Consider the following 10,864-nt stretch of genomic DNA (forward strand, 5'->3'; position numbering starts at 1 on the left):
AATTTAAAATCCAAAATTGATAAACTCCCCAGGCTGGATTCGAACCAGCGACCAATCGATTAACAGTCGATCGCTCTACCACTGAGCTACTGAGGACCACTCACGATTTATAATAGTAGGGCTAAAAATAGTATTTGGCAAGTACTTTCGCCAATATTTTTTTTAGAAACTTAATTTAGAGAATTTTTGCAGCCAAAATCGATTCAGGAACTTAAGCAGAGACTCTGAGATACTAAATATCTACTGTAATCCCATTCGTAATTCAGCCAGACGCTGCCGCGCCTTAGCATCAATGGCATTAGCTAAAAACCGACTCTTAGATTGTTTACGCGTATGATACTTTTGTCGCATCCGGCAGACAGTGGCTTCCACTTCCCCACAGAGTTGCTGTGCCGACAACCATTCAGCCCCATACCCTTGGATCATCAACTGCTGTGCCCGATCTGATGTAGCAACAATCACACGAGAAATCAAAGATTGGGCTATTTGGTGGCGAAAAGAAGCGCAGGATTTTTCGATATAAGTATCTGCTGTTTGTCCAAAATCAGTGTAATAAACAGATAAAAGCTCAGTAATAATTTCTTTATTACTAGAGCTATTCTGATATTGGGCATCAAAAACTATCTGAGTTGTGTAACCTTGAAACGCACTATAACCAGTCATCGCTTCCACAAGTTCGCCCCGTGCAGCCTCTAATCCAACGCTATCACGCGTTTTTTTAAGGCAAGGCCAAGCGCCTATGATATTGTAGCCGTCCACTAACAAAACGGCTTGGAGTAAGGAACGGGGCATGGTTTTTAATCACAATTTTCTAGAGTTAACAAAATTCATTCATAAGTTTTATAATAATTGATGCATAGTCTGTAACACTATGCTACACAGAATAAAAAATACGGCAACCTCACAAAACTCAAGCCTCAGATAGACGCACCAACTTAAAACGCGCCTTTATTTAAAAGGCGCGTTACAGTTCTTTTTTAGTAGTATTCAGGAGTGCTAAGTACAATGAATTTTACTTATTAACTCAGCACTCAGCACTCAGCACTGAATTAAGAGGCTTCGCTGTGTACCTCCATCAGACGTTGTTTGAGACGTTCGGCTTCACCACTATCAACCAAAGAGCCTTTTTCTAGCAAAAAAGCGCCGTCACAGTAATTTAGCTCATCTAATCGATGTGTCACCCAAAGGGCTGTAATACCTCGACTTTTGACAAGGCGGCGGACACCAGCAACTAAATCCAACTGGCTATCTGGATCTAGTAAGGCAGTGGGTTCATCTAATAATAGAACTTCACAGCGACGGGCGATCGCACCTGCGATCGCCACTCGTTGTTTCTGTCCACCAGAGAGTGCATAAATAGGGCGTCGTTGGAGGGTAAGCAAATTCACCGCTCCCAGCGCCTCCTCAACCCTGGCTCTAGTGGCAGCAGGTGGTAACTTTTCTTCCACCAATCCAAAAGCCACATCAGCACCAACCGTTGGCATCACCAGTTGATGATCTGGATTTTGGAAGACAAAGCCAACGGGTTGCAAAACCCGAATTTCGCCAGATTCAGGAGCTAATAACCCCGCCAGCAGTCTCAGTAAAGTAGATTTTCCACTGCCATTTGTACCCAAGAGCATCCAAAACTCACCCTTGGGTACTTCTAAAGAGCAAGATTTGATAACTTTCTCTCCATTAGGCCAACTGAAATTTAAATCCTTGACTTCAATGCCCACTTGAGCCATTTGTCAACCTTGGTTACTCAGCAGCTACAGCGAAAAAGCCAGGTGGTCTTCCGCCACCAGGGGTTGTACCATCTTTCTGAACAATCTGCACCCCAGAAATTTCACTAGCGCGGACAGCAATTTTTTTCTCTGTCTTGCCCTCGCACTTGAGTTCTACAATGTCAGGATTCCCAGAACGGATTGCTGCCAAAATTAGCTGATAGACAGCCTCAGCATCCTCTGCTGACTTACGTTGTACTGAGATTGGGAAAGCAGTGTTTCTGATGCTTAAATCGATGGTAAACATTTAGCAATAATCAAATTTAACTGTGGACTCATTTTAGCGTCAGCTGACTGATTCTAGGGAAATGGGCATTGGACAGTTAATTGACAGTGGGCAACTGTCAACTATCAACTAACTTTCCACTCTCCTTTCTCTCTCCACTCCCCAGTAGAGACGCGATTTCTCGCATCTCTCCCACCTCATTGAGATAAAAAATTAATTTTTATGACAAAACCCCTAGAAAAATTAGCGATTTACACCTAATATGATTAAAGGTGTGTAAAAAATTGTAAACTTGGTTAACAACCTGGTTAACTTTCTGCTTATGGAAGGCTTTTATATGGCCATCTATAATACAGATACAACCTGTACTTATAAACATTTGGAGATTTGCTCTAATGACCATCGCAGTTGGACGTGCCCCTAGTAGAGGGTGGTTTGACGTTCTAGACGACTGGCTCAAGCGCGATCGCTTCGTATTCGTAGGTTGGTCAGGGATACTATTATTCCCCTGCGCCTTCCTAGCACTAGGCGGTTGGCTGACCGGCACCACCTTCGTCACCTCTTGGTATACCCACGGATTAGCCTCCTCCTACCTAGAAGGTGCGAACTTCCTGACAGTGGCAGTATCCACCCCCGCCGACAGCATGGGACACTCCCTATTGCTGTTATGGGGCCCAGAAGCCCAAGGCGACCTCACCCGTTGGTTCCAATTGGGTGGCTTGTGGCCATTCGTTGCCCTGCACGGAGCCTTCGGTTTGATTGGCTTCATGTTGCGGCAATTTGAAATTGCGCGTCTAGTAGGCATCCGCCCTTACAACGCTCTGGCTTTCTCAGCTCCCATTGCAGTATTCGTCAGTGTATTCCTGATGTACCCCTTGGGACAATCAAGCTGGTTCTTTGCACCCAGCTTTGGGGTGGCTGCAATTTTCCGATTCCTGCTATTCCTGCAAGGGTTCCACAACTGGACACTCAACCCCTTCCACATGATGGGTGTTGCTGGCGTATTAGGTGGTGCTTTATTGTGCGCTATTCATGGTGCGACAGTAGAAAACACCTTGTTTGAAGACGGTGATGGTGCTAACACCTTCCGCGCCTTTAATCCTACCCAGTCGGAAGAAACCTACTCAATGGTGACGGCAAACCGTTTCTGGTCACAGATTTTCGGTATTGCTTTCTCCAACAAGCGCTGGTTGCACTTCTTTATGTTGTTCGTGCCAGTTACAGGCTTGTGGATGAGCGCCGTCGGCATCGTCGGTCTAGCACTCAACCTGCGGGCTTATGATTTCGTCTCCCAAGAATTACGGGCGGCGGAAGACCCTGAGTTTGAAACCTTCTATACCAAAAACATTTTGCTGAACGAGGGTATCCGCGCTTGGATGGCTCCTCAAGATCAACCCCACGAACAATTTGTATTCCCTGAAGAAGTTCTACCTCGCGGTAACGCTCTCTAAGAATTCAAATTTGACCATAACCTAAATTAGGGTTGTGGTTGGCAAAAATTGACACGCCCAGATAAAATAATCTCCTTGTAATCAGCCAATAAAGTGTCAATTTTCACTATTCTCCAGTAATCTCCCATCAAAAAGGTGGGAGATTTTTTATATATTGGTTAATATCTCTAAATTTATGTGTTATGTTAGATGAAGGTTATAAACCCAGAGTAAATACTCTGCCCTTTTAAAACTAAGACCGCTTAGGCAATAAGGAGGTGATGCCCATGATAGAAAGTAGTAAATGCATGGGTCATCAGGTTGCAGTTAGCCGGCTGCGCGCCGGGGCTGTTCTCTAAAAGTTAGCCTTAGTTATCTCTGAGATACTAAGTTAGCTCAATTAGCTAGGCAAGCTCGGAGTTCCTTCCGGCAGTCTGGTTGCAACCTGAAGACCCGCTAGACCGCCCTGACTTAGATCGTCCGATCTAAATCAGGGCGGATAGTTTTTTATAGGTGATTTTTGTTTTATCAATGGTTACTTTTAAAAATAGATAACAATGGCTGCCATGAACAAAGCCAACGTATTTAAGTTTTATTAAAAAGCATAAATATCTTGCGTTCAACCTTCGAGTATGACCAAACGTGAGAAATAGCGTCTATCTGCCAAGTTTGATTTAAATCTATACATACGCATTGTGGCTGAATTTATCCTCCCATACTTTCTGTGTGGAGAATAAAAGCAGTTTGCCTTTGTCAGATGCAAAAAGTTGTAACAAATATATAAGTAGGAATTTCTTGATATGCCACAACTACTCACCGAAGCGGAAATTCAAAAACAGGCAAAGGTTCTGTCAGATTGGACTGTTCAAGACTCCAAGTTGCAAATTACCCGCACATTTAAAGATTTTATTGGAGCAATTGAGTTTGTCAATAAACTAGTTGAGCCGGCTGAATCAGCCGGACATCATCCAGATATAGAGATTTCCTACAATAAAGTGAAGATTACACTTACAACACATGATGCAGGCGGATTGACCCAGCCAGACTTTGATGTAGCACGGGTGATTTCCCAGATTAACTAACTGATTTCTTCTAACATCTTGCGCCAGACTACAGGAAGTCACTGCGATATAGAGTTTGTATAGCCGAGCCAGTGTGTTCTAACTGGCATGAGAAGATTTATATTAGGGGTAAGTAGAAGAAGTGATTTTTGATGGCAAACTGCTAAGTGTCTTAAGCTTTCAGCAATTTAGCCTGCGTAGAGAGCGAATGACCCAAACCCTACTCCCTGCTTACATATTTAGATAAGTATGTGTGACAGTTATTAAGGCGATCGCTGTAATCTTGCCATCTAGATCGGATGTTTTATAATGTTATGATATAAAGATATGTTTTTGCATAAGTTAATCACATCAGTTTTTAACCCAAAGTTAATCGTTTATTAGCTTTGCAAAAACTAGAATTGTAGTAGAGACAATTATGCCTCATCCATAGGTTTCAATGAGATGTCGCATTTTCGAGAATTAGGTGTAACGAAACCAATTATCTAAACAAGGTGTGAGGAGTAAAGTGAAAATGTCTAATCTATTGTGGAAATCCTTAGTGGTTAGCCCAGCAGTTTTGGGAGCAACATTGTTAGTTTCGGCAACAGCAATGGCTGCCCCAAACCCAACCAGACAAGTATCACCAGCCAAACAACTAGGTGTAACCGAAGTTGCCCAACAGCCAGAAATATTGGCTCAAACAACCATAGATCAAGTTAATCGCTACAGCAACGAAGGGAACCAAGGTAATTCTCAGTCTCAAGTAACATCGGTCTCTCAATTTTCCGATGTACAACCTACTGACTGGGCATTCCAAGCATTGCAGTCCTTGGTTGAGCGCTATGGTTGTATTGCAGGTTATCCAAATGCGACTTATCGCGGTAATCGTGCTTTGACCCGTTATGAATTTGCTGCTGGTTTAAATGCCTGTTTGGATCGGGTTAACGAATTGATTGCCACAGCAACAGCTGACTTGGTGACAAAACAAGATTTAGCTACCTTGCAGCGGCTACAAGAAGAATTTTCCGCAGAATTGGCAACCCTACGCGGTCGCGTAGATTCTCTAGAAGCGCGGACTGCTGAATTGGAAGCTAATCAGTTCTCCACAACCACAAAACTGGTTGGTGAAGCTGTTTTTGCCGTCAGTGATGCATTTGGTGGTAACACTGGGGACGCTAACAATACCGTCTTCCAAGATAGAGTACGTTTAGACTTGCAAACTAGCTTTACTGGTAGAGACGTTTTACACACACGGCTAGCAGCGGGTAATTCAAATCCTTTTTTACTAGCGGATAACGCTGGTGGTGCTATCAATACTGCTGAAGGCACACAAACATATCAAGTTGGTATAGGCAATGGTAATAACAGTGTCAGAATTGACCGCTTGACTTATGAAGCTCCCATCGGCCCAGCCCAAGTTTACCTCGCAGCTAGTGGTGGACGGCATAGTCAGTATGCTGCTGTCAACAATCCTTACTTTTTTGACAACACTGACGACGGTGGTAACGGCGCTTTATCTACCTTTGCTTCTGAAAGTCCCATCTATCGGATTGGTGGCGGTGCTGGTATAGCACTCAATGTACCCCTTGGCAAAGGTGGCGGCATCTTGGGAAATAGCTCAATCACTGCGGGTTACTTAGCATCGCAAGCTAATAATCCTGGTCTTAGTCAAGGTTTGACCAACGGTGATTATGCTGCTTTAGGGCAGTTGAACTTTAGTGTTGGCGATCGCTTGGCTTTAGCTGCTACCTACGTCCACGCATATAGTGCCAGTGGTGCTTTATTTGACTCTGGTACAGACGGAGCAACTGGAGCTTTTGATGTAGGTACTGGACAAGCTAACTTTTTAGGTAATGCAGCAGGTATAACCCGATCTAACAGCAACTCTTACGGTGTGTCGGCTGCGTTTAGACCTAGCGACAAACTATCTGTTAGTGGATTCGTTTCTTACCACGATGTTACAGGTGCAGGTGCAGATGATGATTATCAAGCTTGGAGCTACGGTTTAGGGGTAGCTTTACCTGATTTCGGTAAAAAAGGTAACGTTTTAGGTGTTTTTGCTGGTGCAGAACCCTATTCCTTTAACCGCCCAGGTTTTGGTGGCAACAATGATATACCCTATCACTTTGAAGGCTTCTACAAGTACCGTGTGTCGGATAACATCTCTGTAACCCCTGGTGTAATCTGGTTGACCTCTCCTGGTCAAAATAGCGATAACGATGATGCTATTATCGGTACGCTCAGAACAACTTTCACCTTCTAGAGTGTTGATTATCTGCTGACAAATTTGAACTCTATTTATCCCCGCCATTAGGCGGGGTTTTTTATTTTCGGTAATAATAATGGATAAACCCCAGTAGTTAACCGGAGTATAATAGAAGAGTTAGGAGTTATGAGTTATGGCGGGTTTGATATGAATAGACCGAGTAATGCCCACTCTAAAAGTGACTTACGCCGCGAGTAGCTTTTTCTGAGCGAGCTTTTTTAGTAGAAGTTGGCAGTATAAAGCTACATATTGCATAGCATCTTAACTCTACCATTTTGAATTTTGGATTTGGGATTGAAGGAAAAGCGTTCGACTGAGCGCTCACGCCAAAGTCTCAAATTCAAATTAAATGACTCCTAACTTCTAATTTTTACCCCTAACTTATTGCTGCTTGTGGAACTATCCTGTAAATCGGAATACGCAATTCTCGCCTTATTAGAGATGGCCGCTCATTACGAAAGCGGCGAACCGCTGCAAATTCGACAAATTGCAGCCCAACAAAACATACCCGATCGCTATCTGGAACAGCTACTAGCAACCTTGAGGCGTGGCGGTATAGTTAAAAGTCAGCGTGGGTCAAAAGGTGGCTATCTGTTAACGCGAGAACCCCGAAAAATCATCCTTTTTGAAATTTTAGAATGTTTAGAAGGGTTAGAAGCGCGGGCTGGTGAAGAAAACGTTAATTCCAAAAGTATAGACAGTTCAGTTATAGAAGAAATTTGGCAAGAAGCAAGCCGCGCGGCAAATGCAGTCTTGCAAAAATATACGCTCCAGGAACTTTGTGAAAAACGAGATTCGCGGCGGCAATTAGATATCATGTACTACATTTAGTCAAGAGTCATTTGTTATTTGTCATTTGTTGATGACTAATGACCAATAACAAATAATTAATAATTAAGGACTAATTTATGCGAATAGCTCGTAACATTACAGAACTTGTTGGTCGTACACCCCTAGTGCAGTTGAACCGCATTCCTCAAACAGAAGGATGTGTTGCAGAAATTGTGGTGAAACTGGAAAGTATGAACCCATCGGCATCAGTTAAAGATCGGATTGGGGTAAGTATGATTAATGCTGCCCAAGAGGAAGGTTTAATTACTCCTGGAAAGACAGTATTGGTAGAACCCACTTCTGGAAACACCGGAATTGCTCTAGCAATGGCAGCAGCAGCAAAGGGTTATCGATTAATTTTGACAATGCCAGAGACGATGAGTGGAGAGCGTCGGGCAATGTTGCGAGCTTATGGAGCAGAACTGGAACTAACACCAGGAATGGAAGGTATGAGTGGGGCAATTCAACGAGCGCAGCAAATAGTTAATACTACACTAAATACCTATATGTTGCAGCAGTTCCGCAATCCAGCTAATGCAAAAGTGCATCGGGAAACTACGGCGCTTGAAATCTGGGAAGATACCGATGGACAAGTCGATATCATTGTGGCAGGGGTGGGTACAGGTGGTACGATCGCTGGTGTAGCAGAAGTGATTAAAGCACGCAAGCCTAATTCCAAGGCGATCGCAGTTGAACCAGCCAATAGCCCAGTTTTATCTGGGGGACGACCAGGCCCCCACAAAATCCAGGGAATTGGTGCTGGGTTTATTCCCCAAGTTCTCAAGATAAAATTGATTGATGAGGTGATTACTGTCACCGATGAAGAAGCGATCGCTTATAGTCGGCGTTTAGCAAAAGAAGAAGGGCTACTATCTGGTATTTCCAGTGGAGCAGCTTTATGTGCAGCAATTCGCGTCGCCCAACGTCAAGAAAATAAAGGACGTTTAATTGTAATGATTCAGCCCAGTTTTGGTGAGAGGTATTTGAGTACACCATTGTTCCAAGACTTAGAGGCAAGGTTAGCCGCTAGCGTTAGTTAACGCTACATTGAATTAATGGTCAATTATAACCACGTTTCTAACCATTACGAAACTCTCAAAGTTAGTCCAAGTGCAAGCCAAGCGGAGATTAAGCAAGCTTATCGCCGCTTGGTTAAGTTGTTTCATCCTGACAGTAATCAGGAAACAGCCGATCGCGAGCAAATTATCCGCATCAATGCAGCTTATGAGGTCTTAGGCGACAACCAAAATCGCCGCAATTATGACCAAGAACTGCAAGATGACTTCCAAAAATTAAATAGCGATCGCCAACAGCGTACAGCATCAGCCCAACAGCATTACCAGACAAGACGAAAAACTGGACGGGATGTTGACGAGCAAGTTGAAGAATGGCTGCGCCAAGTTTACCAACCAGTAAATCGCTTGCTTTGTACGATTCTTTATTCGTTAGAAGAACAAATGGATCAATTAGCTGCCGATCCTTTTGATGATGAGTTGTTAGATGAATTTCAGGAATACTTAAAAACCTGTCGAGATGACCTCAAGCAGGCACAAACTACTTTTCGCTCCCTGCCAAATCCCCCCAGTCTCGCAAGAACGGCGGCTCACCTCTACTACAGCCTCGATCAAGTAGGAGATGGACTTGATGAATTAGGTTATTTTCCTTTGAACTACGATGAGCGTTATTTACACACGGGTCATGAACTATTCCGTATAGCTTCGAGATTGCACTGTGAGGCACAAGTTTCAGTTAATCAATAGTTTAGTTTAGGAGGCTATATTTCGATGCTCCCGTATTTCTTGGCTCTAGTAATGTCTGGTAATGTGAGAAAATATGCGATCGCAGCATCCCCTAAACCTTGTGTAGCGATCGCACCAGCCCCAGCCGCCAGCAAGCTACCAAAACCAGGTACAAATTTTAAGGCAATATCAGCAATATAGATCATGCCAACATTTACTCCAACACCTATTCCCGCATTTACAACAAAGTCTTTGACGGTTTGATCAGAAAACTCCCGTCCACTCAGCCAGCCAATATACATAACCATAAAAGTTTGAATAGGAAGCACTACTGGTATTGCTGCACCTGGAATCGGATTTATAGAAACAAAACCACACAAAACATCACAAGCTGTAACAATTGTCCTAGCAACATGGAGTTGAAACTTTTTAATATGTGCCATTCGTGCTAATGAGCCGTGTATCTCGCTTGGCGTATACCTAATCATTGTTTCCGCTAACTCAGTAATATTCCACCGATAGTCTTCATCAGGAAGAATTAAACCGTTCTCTACATCTTCATATTGAGCGTATGTAACAGTAGGAACGACTTCTTTTACATGACGACGTAATATTTCTCTCTCTCTCAAGAAAGCAAAAAAACTTTTAACTTGTTCCTGAACATTGCTATTTTTCCTTTTATTCTCAGTTGGTAAAAGAACTCCTGGAGGTGATAATTGATCACATTTTGTCAAAACTCCAATAATTGGTAAGTCCCGCCGATATAGCGTCTTGATTTCTCCAACGATTAATTCACAAATATTGAGGTCTTCTTGATTAGCAACATGAACATCCTCCGCTTTGCAGACAAAGAGAATGACATCTGGGCAATCTTTTTTTACCGCTTGCATGATACTTTCATAAGGCGTTTTAGCTGAATCATATTCCCTTGGTGCTATAGCCTCCTGTAAACCTCTTGTGTCTAGAATATGGAGTAAATCAGTGCCATTGTGATAGTATTTCTTCCATTCAGCCATGCCTGTTTGTGGTACTGTATCACTAACTTTTGCAACCTTTAAACCACAAATGGCATTAATTAGGGATGATTTACCGGATCTAGAACGACCAATTACCATAACTCGTGGTGGACGTAGCCCTTGGAGAACAGAACGTAAATTGTCCAACTTTTCCTGAAGTTCGTTCTTTAATGGGAAAAATCCGGGAAGTGAGTTCACAATCTTTAGGAGTTCTGTTGCCAGATATTCATTACGACTCAGCGTCTCGTTATTCTCTTGAAAAGCAGTCATCTTTCAAACTCCAAGTTTGACAAGCATTTTTCTTCGTATATTATTCCCAATACTTCGGGCAGAATTAAGTCTCAATTTATACTACCACTGGTGAATAGAAGTCGCGGCTACACAGACAAAACCTGCCTACGCAGGTTAAAAACCCTTCATTTTTTCTTAGTCCACGGAGGTGGACTTTGTTTGTGTAGCCGCGAATTCTATGAGACTGTTGGCGAATAAATGAGGGGTCTTACCCCTCATCAAAGAAGGCAGTAATCAGTGAGCAGAATAATTGTGA

10 protein-coding genes and 1 tRNA gene are annotated in these 10,864 nt (G+C 43.1%); 6 read left to right on the plus strand and 5 right to left on the minus strand.

Annotated features, from left to right (window positions below):
- Positions 1 to 24: 24 nt before the first annotated feature.
- The 4 genes from V7K84_RS26720 to V7K84_RS26735 all read right to left on the minus strand — a co-directional run bounded on the left by V7K84_RS26720 (position 25) and on the right by V7K84_RS26735 (position 2,013).
- Positions 25 to 96: transfer RNA gene (locus tag V7K84_RS26720), tRNA-Asn, on the minus strand.
- A 144-nt stretch (positions 97 to 240) separates the two neighbouring features.
- On the minus strand, positions 241 to 792 hold the full coding sequence (locus tag V7K84_RS26725; protein WP_114082779.1) for an NYN domain-containing protein: 552 nt from the start codon (positions 790 to 792) through the stop codon (positions 241 to 243).
- Positions 793 to 1,049: 257 nt separating this feature from the next.
- Entirely contained in the window at positions 1,050 to 1,727 is a 678-nt protein-coding gene (locus V7K84_RS26730) for an ABC transporter ATP-binding protein (protein ID WP_094352150.1), read from the minus strand.
- A 13-nt stretch (positions 1,728 to 1,740) separates the two neighbouring features.
- A complete protein-coding gene (locus V7K84_RS26735; protein WP_012410874.1) occupies positions 1,741 to 2,013 on the minus strand; it encodes a hypothetical protein in 273 nt (90 codons plus the stop codon).
- A gap of 374 nt (positions 2,014 to 2,387) precedes the next feature.
- On the opposite strand from V7K84_RS26735, the gene psbD reads away from it, so the two are divergent.
- The 6 genes from psbD to V7K84_RS26765 all read left to right on the plus strand — a co-directional run bounded on the left by psbD (position 2,388) and on the right by V7K84_RS26765 (position 9,322).
- On the plus strand, positions 2,388 to 3,443 hold the full coding sequence (psbD, locus tag V7K84_RS26740) for a photosystem II D2 protein (photosystem q(a) protein) (protein WP_012409998.1): 1,056 nt from the start codon (positions 2,388 to 2,390) through the stop codon (positions 3,441 to 3,443).
- A 779-nt stretch (positions 3,444 to 4,222) separates the two neighbouring features.
- Positions 4,223 to 4,504 (plus strand): 4a-hydroxytetrahydrobiopterin dehydratase, encoded by a 282-nt coding sequence (locus V7K84_RS26745; protein ID WP_334842599.1) that lies wholly within the window; start codon positions 4,223 to 4,225, stop codon positions 4,502 to 4,504.
- 493 nt (positions 4,505 to 4,997) lie between these two features.
- On the plus strand, positions 4,998 to 6,728 hold the full coding sequence (locus tag V7K84_RS26750) for an iron uptake porin (protein ID WP_334842600.1): 1,731 nt from the start codon (positions 4,998 to 5,000) through the stop codon (positions 6,726 to 6,728).
- A gap of 396 nt (positions 6,729 to 7,124) precedes the next feature.
- Positions 7,125 to 7,562 carry an RrF2 family transcriptional regulator gene (locus V7K84_RS26755; protein WP_334842602.1) on the plus strand — a complete coding sequence of 146 codons (438 nt, stop codon included), beginning with the start codon at positions 7,125 to 7,127 and terminating at the stop codon, positions 7,560 to 7,562.
- A 77-nt stretch (positions 7,563 to 7,639) separates the two neighbouring features.
- Positions 7,640 to 8,602 (plus strand): cysteine synthase A, encoded by a 963-nt coding sequence (cysK, locus tag V7K84_RS26760; protein ID WP_334842604.1) that lies wholly within the window; start codon positions 7,640 to 7,642, stop codon positions 8,600 to 8,602.
- Between the two features lie 15 nt (positions 8,603 to 8,617).
- Positions 8,618 to 9,322: a J domain-containing protein gene (locus tag V7K84_RS26765; RefSeq protein ID WP_334842605.1), complete on the plus strand. Its 705-nt coding sequence runs from the start codon at positions 8,618 to 8,620 to the stop codon at positions 9,320 to 9,322.
- A gap of 14 nt (positions 9,323 to 9,336) precedes the next feature.
- Here V7K84_RS26765 and V7K84_RS26770 read toward each other — a convergent pair whose 3' ends face one another.
- Positions 9,337 to 10,587, minus strand: a complete 1,251-nt coding sequence (locus V7K84_RS26770; RefSeq protein WP_334842607.1) for a GTPase family protein — start codon at positions 10,585 to 10,587, stop codon at positions 9,337 to 9,339.
- Positions 10,588 to 10,864 lie beyond the last annotated feature (277 nt).

The sequence above is a fragment of the Nostoc sp. genome (assembly GCF_036917315.1).
GTDB lineage: Bacteria > Cyanobacteriota > Cyanobacteriia > Cyanobacteriales > Nostocaceae > Nostoc.

Bases quoted from the DNA above. Each gene is read 5' to 3' on its own strand.
- cysK (WP_334842604.1), top strand. From the start codon at position 7,640: ATGCGAATAGCTCGTAACATTACAGAACTTGTTGGTCGTACACCCCTA.
- V7K84_RS26730 (WP_094352150.1), bottom strand. From the start codon at position 1,727: ATGGCTCAAGTGGGCATTGAAGTCAAGGATTTAAATTTCAGTTGGCCT.
- V7K84_RS26765 (WP_334842605.1), top strand. From the start codon at position 8,618: ATGGTCAATTATAACCACGTTTCTAACCATTACGAAACTCTCAAAGTT.
- V7K84_RS26735 (WP_012410874.1), bottom strand. From the start codon at position 2,013: ATGTTTACCATCGATTTAAGCATCAGAAACACTGCTTTCCCAATCTCA.
- V7K84_RS26745 (WP_334842599.1), top strand. From the start codon at position 4,223: ATGCCACAACTACTCACCGAAGCGGAAATTCAAAAACAGGCAAAGGTT.
- V7K84_RS26725 (WP_114082779.1), bottom strand. From the start codon at position 792: ATGCCCCGTTCCTTACTCCAAGCCGTTTTGTTAGTGGACGGCTACAAT.
- V7K84_RS26770 (WP_334842607.1), bottom strand. From the start codon at position 10,587: ATGACTGCTTTTCAAGAGAATAACGAGACGCTGAGTCGTAATGAATAT.
- V7K84_RS26750 (WP_334842600.1), top strand. From the start codon at position 4,998: ATGTCTAATCTATTGTGGAAATCCTTAGTGGTTAGCCCAGCAGTTTTG.
- psbD (WP_012409998.1), top strand. From the start codon at position 2,388: ATGACCATCGCAGTTGGACGTGCCCCTAGTAGAGGGTGGTTTGACGTT.